The 19,565-nt window shown below is 40.3% G+C and carries 21 protein-coding genes and 1 other annotated feature; of the genes, 6 read left to right on the plus strand and 15 right to left on the minus strand.

Annotation, left to right across the window (positions count from 1 at the left end):
- Window positions 1-178 precede the first annotated feature (178 nt).
- Complete coding sequence (trmB, locus tag HNQ84_RS12055; RefSeq protein ID WP_435622257.1) at window positions 179-829, minus strand: tRNA (guanosine(46)-N7)-methyltransferase TrmB; 651 nt, start codon at window positions 827-829, stop codon at window positions 179-181.
- 72 nt (window positions 830-901) lie between these two features.
- Between trmB and HNQ84_RS12060 the strand changes: the two genes are divergently transcribed.
- A complete protein-coding gene (locus HNQ84_RS12060; protein ID WP_435622258.1) occupies window positions 902-1,171 on the plus strand; it encodes a YtzH-like family protein in 270 nt (89 codons plus the stop codon).
- Here the strand turns inward: HNQ84_RS12060 and HNQ84_RS12065 are convergent.
- Both HNQ84_RS12065 and pulA read right to left on the minus strand, forming a co-directional pair.
- Window positions 1,163-1,939: a phosphotransferase family protein gene (locus tag HNQ84_RS12065; RefSeq protein WP_183241940.1), complete on the minus strand. Its 777-nt coding sequence runs from the start codon at window positions 1,937-1,939 to the stop codon at window positions 1,163-1,165. The genes HNQ84_RS12060 and HNQ84_RS12065 overlap by 9 nt on opposite strands.
- 81 nt (window positions 1,940-2,020) lie before the next feature.
- Window positions 2,021-4,141: a type I pullulanase gene (gene pulA / locus HNQ84_RS12070; protein WP_435622259.1), complete on the minus strand. Its 2,121-nt coding sequence runs from the start codon at window positions 4,139-4,141 to the stop codon at window positions 2,021-2,023.
- 76 nt (window positions 4,142-4,217) lie between these two features.
- Here pulA and HNQ84_RS12075 point away from each other — a divergent pair, with 76 nt between their 5' ends.
- A complete protein-coding gene (locus tag HNQ84_RS12075) occupies window positions 4,218-5,156 on the plus strand; it encodes an EAL domain-containing protein (RefSeq protein ID WP_435622260.1) in 939 nt (312 codons plus the stop codon).
- Window positions 5,157-5,169: 13 nt separating this feature from the next.
- Here HNQ84_RS12075 and HNQ84_RS12080 read toward each other — a convergent pair whose 3' ends face one another.
- The 6 genes from HNQ84_RS12080 to pepV all read right to left on the minus strand — a co-directional run bounded on the left by HNQ84_RS12080 (window position 5,170) and on the right by pepV (window position 10,428).
- On the minus strand, window positions 5,170-6,126 hold the full coding sequence (locus tag HNQ84_RS12080; protein ID WP_435622261.1) for an NERD domain-containing protein: 957 nt from the start codon (window positions 6,124-6,126) through the stop codon (window positions 5,170-5,172).
- 35 nt (window positions 6,127-6,161) lie between these two features.
- A complete protein-coding gene (locus HNQ84_RS12085; RefSeq protein WP_435622262.1) occupies window positions 6,162-6,833 on the minus strand; it encodes an LrgB family protein in 672 nt (223 codons plus the stop codon).
- Complete coding sequence (locus HNQ84_RS12090; protein ID WP_435622263.1) at window positions 6,830-7,207, minus strand: CidA/LrgA family protein; 378 nt, start codon at window positions 7,205-7,207, stop codon at window positions 6,830-6,832. The genes HNQ84_RS12085 and HNQ84_RS12090 overlap by 4 nt, the downstream gene beginning before the upstream one ends.
- A 22-nt stretch (window positions 7,208-7,229) precedes the next feature.
- A complete protein-coding gene (gene thpR, locus HNQ84_RS12095; protein ID WP_435622264.1) occupies window positions 7,230-7,760 on the minus strand; it encodes an RNA 2',3'-cyclic phosphodiesterase in 531 nt (176 codons plus the stop codon).
- Window positions 7,761-7,792: 32 nt separating this feature from the next.
- Complete coding sequence (locus tag HNQ84_RS12100) at window positions 7,793-8,944, minus strand: MFS transporter (RefSeq protein WP_435622265.1); 1,152 nt, start codon at window positions 8,942-8,944, stop codon at window positions 7,793-7,795.
- 86 nt (window positions 8,945-9,030) lie between these two features.
- On the minus strand, window positions 9,031-10,428 hold the full coding sequence (gene pepV, locus HNQ84_RS12105) for a dipeptidase PepV (RefSeq protein WP_435622266.1): 1,398 nt from the start codon (window positions 10,426-10,428) through the stop codon (window positions 9,031-9,033).
- Window positions 10,429-10,601: 173 nt separating this feature from the next.
- On the opposite strand from pepV, the gene HNQ84_RS12110 reads away from it, so the two are divergent.
- Window positions 10,602-10,823: a DeoR family transcriptional regulator gene (locus HNQ84_RS12110; RefSeq protein ID WP_012574138.1), complete on the plus strand. Its 222-nt coding sequence runs from the start codon at window positions 10,602-10,604 to the stop codon at window positions 10,821-10,823.
- 38 nt (window positions 10,824-10,861) lie between these two features.
- Here HNQ84_RS12110 and HNQ84_RS12115 read toward each other — a convergent pair whose 3' ends face one another.
- Window positions 10,862-11,584: a pseudouridine synthase gene (locus HNQ84_RS12115; protein ID WP_080730263.1), complete on the minus strand. Its 723-nt coding sequence runs from the start codon at window positions 11,582-11,584 to the stop codon at window positions 10,862-10,864.
- Window positions 11,585-11,690: 106 nt separating this feature from the next.
- On the opposite strand from HNQ84_RS12115, the gene HNQ84_RS12120 reads away from it, so the two are divergent.
- On the plus strand, window positions 11,691-11,951 hold the full coding sequence (locus HNQ84_RS12120) for a hypothetical protein (RefSeq protein WP_082180290.1): 261 nt from the start codon (window positions 11,691-11,693) through the stop codon (window positions 11,949-11,951).
- 14 nt (window positions 11,952-11,965) lie between these two features.
- On the opposite strand, the gene HNQ84_RS12125 is transcribed toward HNQ84_RS12120, so the two are convergent.
- Window positions 11,966-13,591, minus strand: a complete 1,626-nt coding sequence (locus HNQ84_RS12125) for a putative polysaccharide biosynthesis protein (RefSeq protein ID WP_435622267.1) — start codon at window positions 13,589-13,591, stop codon at window positions 11,966-11,968.
- 100 nt (window positions 13,592-13,691) lie between these two features.
- Here HNQ84_RS12125 and HNQ84_RS12130 point away from each other — a divergent pair, with 100 nt between their 5' ends.
- Window positions 13,692-14,957 carry a BaiN/RdsA family NAD(P)/FAD-dependent oxidoreductase gene (locus HNQ84_RS12130; RefSeq protein ID WP_435622268.1) on the plus strand — a complete coding sequence of 422 codons (1,266 nt, stop codon included), beginning with the start codon at window positions 13,692-13,694 and terminating at the stop codon, window positions 14,955-14,957.
- 35 nt (window positions 14,958-14,992) lie between these two features.
- Here HNQ84_RS12130 and HNQ84_RS12135 read toward each other — a convergent pair whose 3' ends face one another.
- The gene (locus tag HNQ84_RS12135) at window positions 14,993-15,289 is read right to left on the minus strand and encodes a rhodanese-like domain-containing protein (protein WP_435622269.1); all 297 of its coding nucleotides are present in this window, start codon (window positions 15,287-15,289) and stop codon (window positions 14,993-14,995) included.
- A 61-nt stretch (window positions 15,290-15,350) separates the two neighbouring features.
- Complete coding sequence (leuS, locus tag HNQ84_RS12140; protein ID WP_435622270.1) at window positions 15,351-17,768, minus strand: leucine--tRNA ligase; 2,418 nt, start codon at window positions 17,766-17,768, stop codon at window positions 15,351-15,353.
- A gap of 62 nt (window positions 17,769-17,830) precedes the next feature.
- Window positions 17,831-18,043 (minus strand) — a binding site (T-box leader).
- A gap of 179 nt (window positions 18,044-18,222) precedes the next feature.
- Between leuS and HNQ84_RS12145 the strand changes: the two genes are divergently transcribed.
- The gene (locus HNQ84_RS12145; RefSeq protein WP_435622271.1) at window positions 18,223-19,002 is read left to right on the plus strand and encodes a hypothetical protein; all 780 of its coding nucleotides are present in this window, start codon (window positions 18,223-18,225) and stop codon (window positions 19,000-19,002) included.
- Window positions 19,003-19,034: 32 nt separating this feature from the next.
- On the opposite strand, the gene HNQ84_RS12150 is transcribed toward HNQ84_RS12145, so the two are convergent.
- Window positions 19,035-19,175: a hypothetical protein gene (locus tag HNQ84_RS12150; protein ID WP_435622272.1), complete on the minus strand. Its 141-nt coding sequence runs from the start codon at window positions 19,173-19,175 to the stop codon at window positions 19,035-19,037.
- A 10-nt stretch (window positions 19,176-19,185) separates the two neighbouring features.
- Window positions 19,186-19,449, minus strand: a complete 264-nt coding sequence (locus tag HNQ84_RS12155; protein WP_003397789.1) for a YtzC family protein — start codon at window positions 19,447-19,449, stop codon at window positions 19,186-19,188.
- Window positions 19,450-19,565 lie beyond the last annotated feature (116 nt).

The raw sequence follows: 19,565 nt of genomic DNA on the forward strand, positions 1-19,565 counted from the left end.
AATCGGAGAAAATTCGCAAACATTTTGCACGGTATTTCCGATTTTCATCCAAAATAATTTGAAAAAGTAGTTCTGAAATAGTGTGCTAATTTACACCATTATCTCTCCCCCTTGTCCTCTTTCCTTACTCATTTTAACATTACAAAAATATTCAGAAAAGAAAAAAACCTATACCTAATTATGGCATAGGTTTTCGATACTTTACTTCACAACGGTAAATCGGGTTCCCTTTTTCTGAAAATTTTTGTTCATATTCTGTCATGACATTTCCTTCAAAATTACTTCGATGAAGATCAAGGCTGACATATTGAAGAATTAAACCATATTGCGAGAAGCTGACCAGAGAATATTCAAACAATCCACGGTTATCCGTTTTAAAATGAATTTCTCCCTCATCAACTAAAATGTTTTCGTATAGCTCTAAAAACGAGCGATACGTTAGGCGACGTTTTTCATGTCGCTTTTTTGGCCACGGATCAGAGAAGTTCAAATAAATACGTTCAACCTCTCCTTTAGCAAAAATATTTGTTAAATCTTTTGCATTAACATTTAATAAGCGCAAATTTGGTAAATCATTTTCAATTAACTTGTCAAGCGCACATACGATGACGCTCTCATACAATTCAATTCCGATGTAGTTAATATTCGGGTTCGTTTTTGCCATTTCCGTAATAAAGCGACCTTTGCCTGTACCAATTTCGATATGGATCGGATGATCGTTTGAAAACAATTCACGCCAGCGCCCTTTGTATTGTTCGGGTTGCTGGATAATGTATTGTGGATATGCTGCAATTTTTTCTTTCGCCCAAGGCTTATTTCTTAAACGCACGTCTCATCCTCCGTTTCTTTGCATATAAAAAGATAAAAATGGCCATATTAATAAGCGAATAGGGGGATGAACATGGCCATTAATCATGAGCATCAATTAACTGTATTAAAAGATATTTTATCGGAACATCAACTCGATCGTTTAGGAACGGTAGCAGAATGTGAACAAATTGAGCGACTCGCCAAATCGTTGATGGCGAACGATGCTGTCCATTCTGAACTGAAGCAAACATTGTCTCATATTTACACGTACAGTCAAAACGGCAAAAATTCAGCCGATCTTTCTTCACATATCAATCAACACGAACAGCAACTAGCTGATTGGATGGATCAGTTAACGTAGTACATGTTCAAGGAAATGCAACAGTCGTTGCATTTCCTTTTCATTATTTCGGTCTTTATGCCATGCAAGCAACCCAATCGTCTGGGCAACAGTATACCATTTCATACGTAACTGCAGTTGTTCATCGAACTCCATACCATATTCCTCCAACCAACTCACCCACTGTTCTCTTGGAATGTAAGCATATAATAACATTCCGATATCAATCGCAGGATCCGCGATCATTGCGCTATCCCAGTCAATTAAATATAGTTGATTATCTTCTGTTAACAGCCAATTATTATGATTCATATCACAATGGCAAACGACATAATCCGTACAATACACATCATCTACGTGTCGCTCTAAAAATGCAAATGCGTCCCGAACAGTCGCGTGCGCATTTAACTCAACATGTTCATTCTTCTTGACTTCCTCTAGCAAACGATGAGGTACCAAAGGCTTTTTGCCGAGACGCTCCATCATCCCCAGCAACTCTTTCGAGCGATGAATTTTCCGAAGTAATTGGGCAACTTGTTTGCTAGTCATATCATGCGGCTTTAATTCACGCGCTTGCAAAAATTGTTGAGCGGTAATGACATCTCCATTTTCCATTCGTTTCGTCCATACTAATTTTGGAACGATTCCTTCTGCCGATAAAACAGCTAAAAATGGAGAAGAGTTGCGTTTCAAAAACAACTTCTTCCCATCGTGCTCCGCAATATATGCATCCCCTGTCGCACCACCTGCCGGGGAAATTTCCCACTCCTTACCTAGTAACTGTTCCAAGTGAGCTCACCTTTCGACTTAGTCAAAATAAAAATTGCAATTGTCATCTTACTAGATTTTATCTTTCTCATCGTTTCCCCGTCAACATTCAATTAATACCCACGTGCCAATTCCATTTATTTCAATGTACCATTCACTTATTTTTCCTATATCTTCTCCATTCGAGCTAAATATAATTTCCCATTTTCCTTCAAAAAGAGGCAATGTCGTTTTTTTCTCCTCATTATGATGAACAACAACAATTTGCTCCCATGAACCATATGCACCAACGTCAACTAGTTGATAAGCAATAACAGATGGATGTGTATCATAAAATTTTATGTGACGCCGAACTTGATCGGCAGTAAAAAAACGAAACGCGCCATGTTTTTTACGAAGCGCAATGAGGGCCATTATCTCTCGAATATCTTCTTCCCATTCACTTTTCCGCTCCCAATCGATTCGATTCACTTCATCAGGAGCGTTATAGCTATTTTCAATTCCTTGTTTTGTTCGATAAAACTCTTGACCGCTGTGCAAAAAAGGGATACCTTGCGATAATAAAACGATAGCTGTAGCTAGCTTCTGACGTTTGCGACGAATATATTCACTCTCATGCGAATTCGCAATCATCATTTTATCCCATAATGTATGATTATCGTGACATTCGACGTAATTGACACTTTGCCTTGGCGAAAAAAATAGATGAATGCTTCCCAGAATAACTTCCATTACTGCTTCTTTATATGAGCAATCCCCTAACGCAAATCCTCGATCGTATACTTGGAATGTGCTACCTTTAACATAGTCACGAAATCGATCATTAAAGTAAGCGATGCGTGGCGTATGTTTTGCGTTCGCAATCGTTGTCTTTTTTTCTTGAGGTAACGGAGTAGCTAACTCCCAACCTTCACCAAGAACAAGAACGGTCGGATCAATTGCATCGATGGCACGACGAACGTCATTCATTGTATCGATATCTAAAATGCCCATTAAATCGAAACGAAATCCATCGACGCCGTATTCACTTAGCCAATATGTCACTGAATCAATGATAAATTTTCGTACCATTTTTCTCTCAGATGCTAAATCATTTCCGACCCCTGTTCCGTTTGACGGATAACCGTTTGATTCATATCGAAAATAATAGCCCGGGACGAGATGTTCAAACGATGATGTTTCACGAATATATACATGATTATATACAACGTCTAAAATGACGCGAATACCTTCTTGCTGAAATGCTCGAATTGCCTGTTTTAGCTCCATGATACGCACATATGGATCAATCGGATCAGTTGCATAACTTCCTTCTGGAGCATTGTAATGTACCGTATTGTATCCCCAGTTGTATTCAAGTGGCTCGAGCTCATTAACTCCCTCAAAATCTTGTACTGGCATGAGTTGAACATGCGTAACACCGAGCTGTTTAATATAAGAAAGACCTGTTAGTGTTTTATTAGGACCTATTGTTCCCCGTTCCGTTAAACCCATGTACTTCCCTTTTTGTTTTACTCCACTTCTTGGATGAATCGTAAAATCGCGCACATGCATTTCATAAATGATCGCATCTGTCATGGAAATAAACGGAGGCATGTCTGGCTTTGGCATGTTTGTCTTTGTCAGATCAACAACAACACCATATGCGCCGTTCACCGAAACGGCTTTCGCATAAGGATCAACGGCTTCACGCCAAACAAAATTGATGTATGTCTTATACGTATACAAAAAATGCTCCATATCTTCATACAATGTATATGTCCATATCCCTTTTTGTTCTCGCACCATTACATAAGTCGTTTCTTCTTTCGTCTTTGGATGAATAAGCTTTAATAACACCGTTGTTGCCGTCGGAGCCCACACTTTAAACGTCGTTTTTTCCGGTTTGTATGTTGCACCGAGATCATTTCCGTCATATGCATATAAATCGTCAAACGCTTTTGTTCGCATCACTGCTCCTACTTGTAAAGGGGCTTGCCATCCTTCTTCCGTATAAACGACATATCGTTTCCCTAATGGAACAATAAAAGGGACGGAACACTCATATTTTGTAAATGGTTGCTGTTTCTCGCTTGAACGAACTGTTAAACGGTATGCCGTTTGTTCCTCATCGCATAAAAAAAATATTGGTGCGCGTTCGTGAACAACATCGTTCGGTAGCAAAATGGTAATTAACGTCAACTCATCTAAATAGGCTTCAAACGGGTGTTGTTTTGTCATCATTATCGGTCACCAACTTCCACTTTTGAAGTGAATCATTTTTGTTGTAAAATAGAGCGAGATAAGGGAGGGAGAAATGATGCATTCATGCATCTCATGTAGCGTTCCATTTCCAATTTTACAATCTGGCTACTTACTTATTATGCAGGAAGAGCAAAAAAAGTATTTATGTTATTCGTATGATTCATTGCAACAATTAGCGACATATTTAGAAACAATCGATCCGAAAGAAAAATCATTAGTTGCGTTATGCAAGAATCCCGATTCACCAGGGGCGTTCGTTCCAATTCATGAGTTAAGCATTCGAATTAAGCATGAAGATGTTGTCCAATGCATAACAAACGGACCGCTCACAAGTTATTTACAACCGATTATTCATACAAAAACAGGAGACGTTTTCGGCTATGAGTGTTTACTGCGCTCACAACGCTTTTCGCCTAAACAGCTTTTTTCTGTCGCACAACAAACAGGTTTGCATACATTTTTAGATCGACGAGCACGCGAAGAAGCGATTCGAGCACGTACAAAAATAAAAAAAGGGATAAAAAGTTTCATTAACTTTTTACCATCAACAATTTACAATCCCGAATTTTGTCTTCGTCATACATTTTCCATCGTCGAACAATATGAAGTAGCACCTGAAGATCTTGTATTTGAAGTTGTCGAGACCGAAAAAATCATTGATGTTGACCATTTAAAGAACGTATTTGCCACATATAAACGATCAGGAATGAAAGTAGCCTTAGACGACGTCGGTGCCGGCTTTTCAACAATCGATATGCTTACGCTATTACAACCTGATTATGTAAAAATTGATCGCCACTACATTCAAAATTGCGACCAAGAAAAAGAGAAACAAGCGTTTTTAAAAGAAGTAACTCGAATTGCGCAGGCGCTTGGCATTCACGTACTTGCTGAAGGAATTGAACGAAAAGAAGAATTAGACTACTGTAGAGAAATTGGCATTCCGTTTGCCCAAGGCTACTATATCGGCAAACCGAGCCCAAATCCGCTATAAAAGAGGCTGAGCTCTACTCATCAGCCTCTTCAACTTCTTCAATGACGAGCGGATCGTAATAGCGTGTATCACAATACGTCAACAATGATTGTGCTGCCTTCAGTTGCATATGCTTCAGCGGCATGGTCAACTGTCTGAGTGACATAAACCATGCATCATAATGACGGCGATCGATAATGTCAAGATCGCTCGGTGCGTAACGATAATCAATATATCCTTCTCGATTTATCAACACTTTTTTAATCGGCATATCGACGGAAAATTGTTTATAAATCGTTTGAACAACTTTTTCTGTTCGGTGAAGCGAAATCATCGGGTTGACGATTTTTCGCTCCACATCATCAAAAATCTCCGTCCAAAAACGTTCAGCTGAACCAACGATAATGTTATTTTTTCGTTCTTCCGTAAACGCAATGCACCACGTTGTCGTTGGGCTAATTAAAATCGTATTTAGCTCGACAGGAGCTTTTTTCAATAAAAACACAGGTTTATACATACATAAGTACGTATCAGGAAAACGTTGCAAAAAATATTTCAAATATACATCATAATAATATTTCGGATCAATAATGGATTCTTCCGTTAACGTTGAACTTGCCCAACGAATTTGCAGTTGAAACAGCTTTTCTAAAAATAATATCTTTAATTCTTCAAGCGTTTTCGGTTCGGACGTAATGGAAAACATAAAGTCTTCCTCTTCTTCCGATTGTTCATTTTCGTCTGTCACATCTTTTACTTTTTTTCTTGTCCATATTTGCTTAATTTTATCAAAAAGAGACGTCTCTTCCTCAAGCCATTTCCATGATTCATATGAATGTGGTTCTACCCTTAAAGCAAGTTGCCCCGTCTCCCATGCATGCTTCATTCGTTCCCATTGCTTCTTTTTTAAGCGAATGAACTCGCTTGGATAATGATAAATATCTAGCTCGTAGCGCGAAATATAATCTTGAAGCTTAATCAGCTGTCCCACGCCTTAACCCCCAGCAATCTATTGTTACTTTCATTCTACAACAAAAGTAACAACGGGCAAAGAAGAGAAGCAAAAATCGCACTTAACGTCATTGCTACCGAGCTAATCGCTGCTTCTTTTTTACCCATTTCAAGTGCTTTTGCAGTACCAATGCCATGTGAAGCCGCTCCAAGTCCGCTTCCGATCCCTAAAGCTGTGGTGAGGCGTAAGCGTTGAAAAATCGTTGGTCCAAACATTGCGCCAAAAATTCCTGCAACCATGACATATACAGCGGCAAGCGTTGGTATGCCGCCAATGAGCGCTGCAATATCCATTGCAACGGGTGAAGTGACTGATTTCGGAATAATGGAGCGAACAACTTGTTCAGGTAAATGAAAAAGACGTGCTAATAATAAGCCACTTCCCATCCCAATGATCGCCCCGAAAAATGTGCTACATAATAACGGCCATAAAAACTGTTTTAGAGTATAACGATGTTGGTAGAGCGGTAAAGCTAGCGCGACAACTGCTGGACCTAGCAAATGAACAAGCCATTTTCCTCCATCCATATATTGTTCGTACGATAGATGAAAAAGCGATAATGTGATAATAATAACGACTGTGCTCGTTGCAATGGGCACAAGCAATGGAAAATAAAAGCGCGCATACAATTTGCGCATCGCCATATACACAACAATTGTCCACAAAAGCATACTAGCGCCAATCATGCCCTTTTCACCTCACGCACTCGCTTTTGTTCACGTGTTTGTGCCCATTGACCAATGAAACCAACAAACAACATGACGATCATCGTGCTCACGATGACAACGAAAATGGACCATATCCCTTTCCCTGAGAAAAGTTCAACATAATCCATAACACCAACAGTCGCCGGGATAAACAACAGTGTTAAATGAGACAAAAGCATGTTGGCACCACGAGAGATCCACTCTTCCTTCACTATTCCGCTCATTAACAATAAAAATAGAAATAACATCCCTATCATACTTCCTGGAATAGGAATGTGTAACAGTTGCTGAATAAATGAACCGACAACATACAATGTATACAATACCCCAATTTGAATGATCGCAATCCCCATCTCTTCTCCCCCTTTTGTCCAATTATGAAAGAGGAAAGCGCATAAGTGGCTTATATTTCGGTGTTTCATTTACATGTGTCTCATATAACACAACGTCATGCACAAAAAATTGAACATCTTCTCCTTCCATTTTTCGTGGATATGTTTCAAGTGAGAATGGAAACGAGCCGTTCCATTTTTTAGCGAGCGTAATATGCGGTGTAAATGGTCGTGCATCAAGAGAAAAACCAATCTTTTTGCAAACGTCATACACATCTTGACGAAGGGAAAACAAACGAGGCTCTTCTTTTACGCCATACCATAAAATACGCGAGCCAAACGAATAAACTTCACTCAGTTGCAACGAAAATGCCTTATGTTTTCGAACCGTTTTTGGCATACGTTCTGCAATTTGTTTTCGCTCTTCTTCCGTTACCCTCCCTAAAAACGCAAGTGTGATGTGATAATCTTCCTCATGAACGAACAAACGAAATGGCGCTTTCCATTGAGACATAAAATGATGTAGCCGCTTTTTTACTTCGCTCGGTACAGGAACTGCCAAAAAATAGTGCATTTATGTCCCACCTTTTAATTTTCTAAATTTTATCAAATTTCCGATACTTTATGCAATGTCTTTTTTGACTGCCAAGCAAAAATGACCATTCCTCCAAATGTCAACAATCCAAAAAATAAATATACGTGCTCGATCGTCCAATGCTCTAAAATATACCCCCCTACAAACGTACAAAACCAACTCCCAAGCCCATTTCCAACCGTGGCATAAAGCGATACAGCCGTCGTACGCACGTGTGCGGGAGTAATGTCACGAACATATTGGAGAGCAGCTGGAATAAACAAACCGACAGACGCCCCTTGTACAATTGTCGTTGCATATACAATAGCTAGTGGTGGTTCAAAAAAGTAAAATGTCCACCGAGCACAAGACAAAGTTGTCGCAACTAATAACACGCTCATCATTCCAAACTTTCGGACGACGCCGTCAGCAAATTTCATAAATGGTGCTTCACTTCCTGCGGCTAATAAAAAGGCAAGTCCTACGCCTGCAAGCGTTCCACCTAAATCAGTAATCAAAATACCGAAATAAAAATTATTAGCATAAATCGGACCGAAAACGAGAAATGTCGTCAACAAAAATAAAAGAAACCTAGGAATACGAATCAATGCTTTCATTCCTTCTCGAATGTTCACTTTTGCACTTGACTGCTCTCTTGGCAACTTCCATGCTAGTACACTCGAAATAATGAGCAAAGCAAAGAAAATGTAAAAAATAAAACGAAGATGGAATAACTGAGCGACTTGTCCTGCAATCGGAACAGCAGCAGCAAATCCAAGTGCTCCCCATAAACGAATCGAACCATACCGTTCATTCGCTTTTTGCACATAATGAAGCGTAATACTGTCAGATAGTGGAACAATACCACTTTGCATAACTGCAAGTAATGCGGCAATCACAAGCAACCATACATAAGAATGAACGAGCGAATACATAAAGCCAAAAAAAGCCGTACCTAATAAAGATACGATTAACACTTGAACTGGTTTGCGCGTATAATCGCTTATCATTCCCCAAATTGGCTGGATGAAAATCATAACGATCGGGCTAATCGACATAATCATCCCGATTTCCGTTCCCGACAATCCGACTTCATCTTTTAAGTACACAGATAATAGCGGAAAAAGCGAACCGAAACTAAAAAATTGCAAAAAGTAAAACATGCGAAAAATACGTGTATACACGAAAAATCCCCCATATCGATATAAAATGACGAAAAGTACCGTCATGAGCGACGGCACTTTTCATTATAACATATTTTTGGAAATTGTCATTTTGCTAACTCATAAATAGCTTGAGCGTAAATAGCTGTTGCTTTAACCAAATCATCAATAAACATGTACTCATCTTTTTGGTGTGCCACATCTGGACGATTCGGAAATAGCGGGCCAAACGCCACCCCCGCTTGTAAAGAACGCGCATATGTCCCACCGCCAATCGCAAGCAACGATGCCCGTTCGCCCGTCTGTTCTTCGTAAACACGTTGCAATGTTTGTACGAGCGGATGATCTTTCGCGACATAATGTGGTGAAGAATGAGAAAAGTTTGTTAACGTAAAGTGATGACGGTTTGCTGCTCGCTCGATCGCCTCTTTCGTACGTGTAATGTTGCTCGTCACAGGATAGCGCAAATTAATGCCGATCTTTCCCCCGTGTTCACTTGTATATGAAAGAACACCGACATTAATCGTCAAATCACCTAGTTCCTCATTTGTATGCGCAACCCCTAATTGCTGTCCGCGTGTATCTCCGTGAAAATATTGGGAAACAAAACGGACGAACTCGGCTGCTTGCGAATCAAGTGCTTCATTCACCAAAAATTTTGTAAGCCATAGCCCTGCATTTACTCCGTTGTTCGGTTCCATGCCGTGAGCAGAAACACCTTGAAGATATAGCTTCACCGTGTCGCCATCTACATATGCCTCACCTTCAAGCGTATGCGAACGTAAAAATGCGAGAAAACGATCTTTTATGTCGTTTCCGTTTTGCAAAATAGCTTCCGCAAAATCTGGAACCATATTGTATCGACGGCCAGCTTGAAACGAAAGAAGAACACAATCATGTGCTTGCTTATTCATTGGCTGTTGAATAAGATCAAAGTCGGCAATCCCTTTTTCAGCGTAAATAATCGGAAAGTCAGCATCTGGCGCAAAGCCAAGCGTCGGCATGGACTCCGTTTGAAAATATCGTTCGACACATTGCCAATCGCTTTCCTCATCTGTTCCAATAATCATGCGTACACGCTTAGATAGTGGGAGCCCTAGCTCTTTCACAATTTTCATCGCATAAAATGCGGCAATCGTCGGACCTTTATCATCTAAAGCACCACGTGCATAAATTTTCCCATCGACGATCGTTGCCCCAAACGGATCAAACGTCCAACCGTCACCAGCGGGAACAACATCAACATGACATAAAATCCCAACAATCTCTTCTCCATCACCCATTTCAATGTGTCCGGCTAATCCGTCTACATTTTTCACAACAAATCCTTCTTCTTCCCCGCGTTTTAGCATGTAACAAAGCGCTTCATACACTTCTTTTCCTAGCGGAGCTTCTTTCGTCGCTGTTTGTTCATTACGTACGCTTGGAATGCGCAAAAATGTTTGTAAATCTTGCAAAAGGGCTTTTTCTCGCTTTTTTACTTCTTCCATCCAGTTCATATTCATCGTCACTTTCACCTTTCCTTAAGAAAAATATGGTATTAATTGTGTAAATATTGTGTAAAATTCAGCAAATTTATAGCATTTTTCTTATGCTTTCGTGTAAAATAAATAGTGAGACATCTAGTTTTTCATCTTTGTTGTACCATGCGAATGATGTGACGATAGGGAGTGATCATTTGAAACCATCTACCGATCGCATGCTAACCCGTATTAAGTCCGTCTACATGTTCATTAATGAGAGAGGAACAGTGACAACGCAAGAGCTCGTGGACGAATTTGGTATTACTCCACGAACGATTCAGCGGGATTTAAACGTGTTAGCATACAACGACTTAATTCACAGCCCTAGCAAAGGTAAATGGACAACAACTAAAAAAAGAGTGAAGATGTCGTCATAATGAAATGTATATAGACGGAACCTGAGCGATGCAGGTTCCTATTTTTTGTCCTCTCCCTTTAATAAAGCAATTTCTTCATCTGTCAATTCGCGGTACTCTCCCGGTTCTAACGTTTCATCAAGCGGTATGGGTCCCATTTGAATACGTTTTAAATAAACAACACGTTTACCGATCGCTTGAAACATTCGTTTAATTTGATGAAACTTCCCTTCTGTAATCGTAACCTGAACATCCGAGCGCAAACCGGAACGGATGATCACAAGCTCTGCCGGTTTTGTTTCATATCCATCATCAAGCACAACACCGCGCTGAAATGCAGCAACATCCGCTTCCGTGACTTCCCCATCAATAATCGCTTCATACGTTTTCGGGACATGTTTTTTTGGTGACAACAACTGATGAGCAAGTTGTCCATCGTTTGTTAACAACAATAACCCTTCCGTATCTTTGTCAAGTCGTCCGACCGGGAATGGATCAAAAATCCGATCTTCCTCTTCTAACAAATCAACAACCGTTTCTTCCACCGCATCTTCCGTCGCTGAAATGACTCCTTTTGGCTTGTTCATCATTAAGTAAATAAACGGTTTATACTCCACTTCTTCTTCCCATACAGTAACAACCTGCGCTTTTGGATCGACATGTATTTTTGCATCTTTAACGATCGTTCCATCGACTTTAACTACGCCTGCTTTCAACAGCTTTTTTACTTCTTTTCTCGTTCCATATCCCATGTTAGCTAATAATTTATCAATTCGTAGCACTACAATCCCTCCAAATGTTTTTCATTTTTAGGCGTTCGTCCATACACCGATGTCTACTGTCACATATACTACCTACGTAACAATTAAAGCGAAAGGAGTTTTCCAAATGGATGAACGCCAACAACAGCAACAAATGCCGGGCATGCCTTATTACGGGGGCTCTCCGTTCACACCAGGATTCCCTAGTGGATTTCCGGGTACACCAGGATTTCCGGGCACACCAAATTTTCCAAGCGGTTCCCTCGAACGCCGCGTCGATCGCCTTGAGCGCATAACAGAGCGCCAACAACAACAAATTAACAATTTAAATCGACGTCTCCAACGCGTTGAGCGTCAACTCGGATTTCCATTTAGCAGCGACTTCTAATAGAAAGAAGAAGGCTATGACACAGCCTTCTTTTCTTTTTTTCTAAAAAATGAAAAACGGTTGCCAAATAAAGCATATAGCAAGTTTGACCGTTCACTTAAATAAAAATAAACAGCCGCTCCAATGAGTCCACCAAATGCAACAATGATCACGGATTGGATCATGCTCCCATTGTAATGCAGGACACGATCCATAAGTTTTACAATCGGCCAAACGACTGCGCACATGATCGTCGTCAAAATCCCCATAAACAATATACGCTTGGCGACAAAATGATAACGATAATTTGTGTAACGTTGAATAACCCATAAGTTTAATCCAACTGACAATGCATATCCGATTGTCGTCGCTAAAATGGCTCCCATCGTTTCAAACGAGACGATAAGTATATAGTTAAAAAATAATTTAAACAAAAGTCCGATTGTTAAACTGATTACAGTAAACTTTTGTTTATTAATTCCTTGCAAAATAGCTGCCGTCACAGAAAATAAAGCAAAGAAAATGGCCGTTGGCGCATATGCTCGTAACACTTCTGTTCCTAGTGGATCATAGCTATAAAAAGCTGCGTATACGTATTCAGATAAAAGCGCCATACCAATGACTGCAGGCATCGTAATAAACATAACAACTTGAAACGTATCGTTTAAATACTTTCGTAACCGCTTGCTTTCCCCTTGCACGTACGCCTTCGTAATCGTCGGAATAAGCGTTAAACTAAACGACGTCGCTAATGTCACCGGAATGATAACTAACTTTTGTGCCCATACATTAAAAATGCCGTATGCGTCTTCAGAAATCGAACCAAGCCCGATGCTCGCCATCGCTTTGTTAAATGTAAATTGATCAATAAGCTGATATAGCGGCATCGCTAACCCAACAAAAGCAAATGGAGCTGCATAGGCGATCAGCTCTTTATACATATCTTTTAACGACATATGGATCGTGCCACGATCTTGCTTTAATATTTCATCTAAAAACGATTTTCGCTTAAACCAGTATATAAATAAAACAGCTAGTCCACCAACTGCACCGATAAATGCTGCGAACGTTGCCACTTGAATGGCAGTCACAAGTGAACCGTCGAAAATACGTAAAACGATATAACTACCCGCAAGCAAAAAGATGATGCGAACAAGTTGTTCAACAACTTGCGAAAGCGCCGTCGGTCCCATCGACTCATGCCCTTGGAAAAACCCTCGAATTAAGCTCATCATCGGCACAAGCAATAAAGCAAAACTGACCGCACGAATGACAGAGGTGACATCGGCAATCGAGTTGCCGTGACCATCATCATTTACGACAAATGGGGCTAACAGCGGCGCACTCATATATAAAATGAGCCATGCGAGAAAACCAGTGATTGCCATTAACGTTATCCCTGACCGAAACAATTTTCGTCCAATCGCATATTCCCCAAGCGCATTGTATTTTGACACAAACTTGGATACTGCAAGCGGCACACCCATCGTTGCAATACTAATAAACAACGTATATGGAACATATCCATACGAATAAAGGGCTCCTCCTTGTTTTCCAACCAGCTGATAAAATGGGAAGACGTATATAAGCCCTAATATACGCGATAAAAACACGCCCCCGGTTAAAATAAATGTGCCTCTTAACAACTTTGATGATGACATATTATCCCTTCCTTAACGGATTCATTGCTCCACCTATTTTAGCACACTTTTTTCTTTTCCATAAAATCATTATAATCATAACAGAAAGGACGTGAAAGTGATGATGTATGATGTCGTAGTCATCGGTGGAGGGCCGTCAGGACTGATGGCAGCCATCGCCGCCGGAGAACAAGGTGGACGTGTCCTCCTTATTGATAAAGGGGACAAACTCGGACGAAAGTTAGCGATTTCAGGCGGTGGGCGTTGCAATGTGACGAACCGAAAACCGATCGATGAACTCATTCAACATATTCCAGGGAACGGTCGTTTCTTATATGGTGCATTTTCGTTGTTTAATAATGAAGATATTATTCATTTTTTTGAACGGCTCGGTGTTCCGTTAAAAGAAGAAGACCATGGTCGTATGTTCCCGGTGAGCGATAGTGCACAATCTGTCGTACAAGCCCTTCTTCACGAGTTAAAACGATTGCACGTCGACATTCGCGTTCATACCCCTGTGAAAGACATTGAATATAAAGATGGATCCGTATATGGGGTGACACTGCAAACAGGGGAGATGATTCGAGCAAAAGCGGTTGTCGTTGCCGTTGGTGGCAAATCTGTACCACATACCGGTTCAACAGGTGACGGCTACGCATGGGCAGAAAAAGCGGGACATACAATTACAGAGCTATTTCCAACGGAAGTGCCGATTATTTCACATGAACCATTTATTCAAAAGCGAACGTTACAAGGACTATCATTGCGTAATGTTGCATTAAGCGTATTCAACGAAAAAGGAAAACCAACCGTCACACATCGGATGGATATGATTTTTACGCATTTCGGTATTTCAGGACCTGCTGCCTTACGATGTAGCCAATTTGTTGTGAAACAGTTAAAAAAACAATCTTCTGTGACCATGGTGATTGATGCGTTGCCAGATGAAAAAGAAGAGACATTATTTCAACGTATTGTGCGCGCCATGAAAGAAGAGCCGAAAAAAACAATAAAAACCATTGTTAAAGCGACGATTTCTCTTCCAGAGCGATATGTATTGTTTTTACTCGAGCAAGCAACCATTGATCCACATACGGTTGCAAGCACGTTAAGCCATGACAAAGTGAGGGCGTTTGTTGCCTTATTTAAAAAATTTTCTTTTTCTGTACATGGCACGTTGCCACTTGAAAAAGCGTTCGTCACAGGTGGAGGAGTATCCGTCAAAGAAGTTCATCCAAAAGAAATGGCATCTAAACTGATGAAAGGTCTTTATTTTTGCGGAGAAATTTTAGACATTCATGGTTATACGGGCGGCTATAATATTACCGCTGCCCTTGTGACCGGTCGGCTTGCCGGCATGCATGCTGCCATTTATGCAAACCAATAAGATCGTCGATCAAGCGATCTTATTGGCTTCTTCCATTATACAAGTTCTCCATCCCAGCCAAGCATGCCATCAATGACGTTACAAACATCATACCCATGCGCCTCTAAATAACGACACACATGCTCACTACGAACACCAGAACGACAAATAATGATATACGTTTCATTTTTGTCTAGCTCGTTCATTCTTTCTGGAATATCCCCCATTTTTATATGTATCGCTGATGGAATCATTCCGAAGGCGACTTCTTCATCTTCGCGTACATCAATGACGTGAACATGCTCACCTGCTTGTATCATTTGTTTTAGCTGTACTGCTGTCATTTCTTTCATCCATCTCTTCCTTTCTCTTATTGAAAGCCTCTCACCGCATATGTGAGAGGCTTGTTTGTAATTAATTTGCGACAATGTTCACTAGTTTTCCTGGGACAGCGATCACTTTACGCACCGTTTTTCCTTCGATTTGTTCTTTAATTTTTTCGTCTCCCATCGCCAATTGCTCGAGCTGTTCTTTTGTTGCATCAGCAGGAACGTGTAGTTTCGCACGCACTTTTCCGTTTATTTGAATGACGATTTCAATTTCATCTTCAACTAATTTCGCTTCATCGTATGCTGGCCAAGCTTCATATGCGATCGTATTGTTATGTCCAAGCTTTTCCCATAGCTCTTCAGCAATATGTGGGCAAACTGGCGACAATAGCTTTACAAATCCTTCCATATACACTTTTGGCAATACAGGCGCTTTATATGCTTCATTAATAAACACCATTAATTGCGAAATCGCTGTATTGAAGCGAAGCGCTTCGTAATCTTCGGTTACTTTTTTCACCGTTTGGTGATATACACGCTCAAGCGTATCTGTTTCTGGGTTATCAACGATTTTTGGATTTAATTCGCCGTTTTCTTCAACGAACAGACGCCATACGCGATCTAAAAAGCGACGTGCACCGTCAAGTCCTTTTGTCGACCATGCAATCGATGCTTCTAAAGGACCCATAAACATCTCGTACAAACGCAACGTGTCAGCGCCATGACTTTCAACAATATCGTCTGGATTGACGACATTTCCTTTTGATTTGCTCATTTTCTCATTATTTTCTCCAAGAATCATCCCTTGGTTAAATAGTTTTTGGAACGGTTCTTTTGTTGGTACAACACCAATATCGTATAAAAACTTATGCCAAAAACGCGCGTATAGTAAGTGTAATACGGCATGTTCTGCCCCACCAATATAAATGTCAACAGGTAGCCATTTTTCTAGTTTTTTAGGGTCTGCTAGTTGTTTATCGTTATGCGGATCGATGTAACGTAAATAATACCAGCAGCTTCCTGCCCACTGTGGCATCGTATTCGTTTCACGGCGACCTTTTTTGCCTGTTTTCGGGTCAACAACATTCACCCATTCTTCAATGTTTGCTAGTGGAGACTCTCCTGTGCCTGACGGTTTAATTTCATCTGTCTTCGGCAATACAAGCGGCAACTCTTCTTCTGGCACTGGTGTCATCGTTCCGTCTTCCCAATGAATAATTGGAATCGGTTCACCCCAATAACGTTGGCGGCTGAATAACCAATCGCGAAGGCGATACGATACTTTTTTCTCACCTTTTCCGTTGGCTTCCAACCATTCAATCATTTTTTTCATCGCTTCTTCTTTATTTAAACCGTTTAGGAAATCAGAGTTAATATGTTCCCCATCACCTGTGTACGCTTCTTTTGAAATGTCGCCACCGGCAACGACTTGTTTAATCGGCAAATTGAATTTTTTCGCAAATTCATAATCGCGCTCATCATGCGCCGGCACTGCCATAATCGCGCCTGTACCGTAGCTCATTAGCACGTAATCGGCGATCCAAATCGGCAATTTTTCTCCATTGGCTGGGTTGATTGCATACGCACCCGTAAATACACCTGTTTTTTCTTTCGCTAAATCGGTGCGCTCAAGATCGCTTTTGCTTTGAATTTGTTTTAAATAAGCTTCAACTACTTCTTTTTGCTCAGGTGTTGTAATTTTTTCAACGAGCGGATGTTCAGGGGCAAGCACCGCATAAGTTGCGCCAAATAACGTATCTGGACGCGTTGTAAACACCGTAAACGTTTCATCGTGTCCATCGACTTGAAAATGAATATTTGCTCCTTCTGAACGGCCAATCCAGTTGCGTTGCATTTCTTTTATGCTTTCAGGCCAGTCTAGTTCCTCTAAATCTTCAAGCAAACGATCGGCATATGCGGTAATGCGAAGCATCCATTGTTTCATCGGCTTACGAATGACCGGGTGACCGCCACGCTCGCTTTTTCCATCGATCACTTCTTCATTCGCTAATACCGTTCCTAGCGCTGGGCACCAGTTGACCGGCACTTCATCCATATACGCTAATCCTTTTTCATATAATTTTAAGAAAATCCATTGTGTCCATTTGTAATAGTTCGGATCAGTTGTATTCACTTCTCGATCCCAGTCATATGAAAAACCGAGCGATTTAATTTGACGGCGGAAGTTGTTAATATTTTTTTCTGTAAATTCAGCTGGGTCATTCCCTGTATCAAGCGCATATTGCTCGGCTGGCAATCCGAACGCATCCCACCCCATCGGATGCAACACGTTATATCCTTGCATGCGCTTCATGCGCGCTAAAATGTCCGTTGCTGTATATCCTTCTGGGTGACCAACGTGCAGTCCTGCCCCTGATGGATATGGGAACATGTCGAGCGCATAAAACTTTCGCTTTCCGTCATCTTCTGTCGTTTTAAACGTTTTATTTTCTTCCCAATACTTTTGCCATTTTTTCTCGATTTCACGATGATTAAAACTCACGTGACAAACCTCCTTTTTATCCATTTTTAACAAAAATGAAAAACAAAAAACCTCCCATCCCGAAAAGGGACGAGAGGATTCTCCCGCGGTACCACCCTTGTTAGCGCACGAATCGTGCACTCACTCTCATCATTAACGCAGATTCACGGCGCATGCTACTTCATTCGCACACGCAACTCCAAGGCGAGTTCGTAAACAAACTTCGGTTGACTCGCACCACCCGTCAACTCTCTGCATGCCATTTGTTTACTACTACTCCTTTTCACCGTCATTTCGATTATTTCATTATACACATTATTTTAAAAAATTTACGTCCACGTTGCAAGTGTATTCAAGTATGGCTGCTCAATCATACAAATGATATATGATGTGAAAAATGAAAAATAATTAAAAAATTATTGTAATTTTACATTTAAGTTATTATATACTAAAATAAAAAAGGTGGTTACAATAAATGACAAAAAAATTATTTCTCATCTTCTCTATATTTGTCAGTTTTCTTTTTTTCGGATGTCAGTCAAAACACACGAAAGAATTTATTGTTTTCGGGAAATGGGACGGTGTATATGTAGCAAAAAAAGATGATCCTTTTGTTCTTAACTTCATTTTACTTAGTGATAGTCCTCTAACAAACGTGACATCTATCGACTTTCCCGAAATCTCACACGCAATCGATGACATGCAATATGATCTTATCGAAGGTGATAAATACAAAGACTTTCAATTATTTAATATCGCTGTAAATTTACGTTTAAAAGAAGTAAGTAGCGCGACACTATCTAAAATAACTCTCATATTTGATCAAAAATACAAAGAGACATTCCCGATCGGTCAGATCAAGTTAGCTGTAGGCGAGAAAAGGATATTTACTCCACAAAATGAGTATGTGACAACGTATCCAAATACGCAATTTTTTCAAGCGAAGCTGAAAAACATTTCACAACATACGATTCAAATAAAGGGTGTAACTGTAGAAAACACTTATTTACAGACAAAAGATGTAAAAATAAACGATCAATCAGAAAAACAGAGTGTAAGGCAGAACGAAACAATAAATATGTATTTTACTCTTGCTGAAAAGGCAGAAAAAAAAGCTCACTTTTATATTGTTACACCAAAAATTGAATATGAATGTGCAGGAAAAACATCAAGCACATATATCGATCCCGTTTTTTACGGTGTGACAACTCTTACTCCCGAAAAACTAGACAATATTTTAAAAAAAACTGAGTGACTCCCCACCCGGAGCATCTCCGAGTGGGGAAATTACGTTTCATTATGATATTCTGCTTTTGCTTCTTGCCCTTTTTTTGCATTCCTTTGTTTCATTTCTTTTACCGGATCACCAAAATCTTTCGCATGCAACGTTTTTTGTTCTGGATTGTTTTGTTTCGAACGTTTTTTCATCGTTTTCCTCCTAGTGACGAAGTAAAATCATATCGTTTTGTAATTGTTCAAGCTGCAGGCGCATGCGATGTAATTGTTCGCGCTGTTGGGCGTTACAACTTAACGAAAAATGCGCCAAATCGGTCACCGCATGTTCGAGCATTTGCTGGGCTTTTACATATTCTGTATCGTTATAATGTTCAAGCTTGCTCGCTTCCGTATATTGCTCTTTCGCATAGCGAAGCACATCTTCACAATGCTGCAAAAATTCATCCATCGACTGTCTTGTTGCCATACGCATCCCTTCCTTTCTTCTCTATCGCTTTATAGTTTGTACATTTTCTTGTCATTTATCACAGCACCATTGAGTTTCACGCTTGAAACGTGCTACAATGCTAAAATGATGCGAGG

The organism is Anoxybacillus eryuanensis (assembly GCF_051200995.1).
GTDB classification, from domain to species: domain Bacteria; phylum Bacillota; class Bacilli; order Bacillales; family Anoxybacillaceae; genus Anoxybacillus; species Anoxybacillus tengchongensis.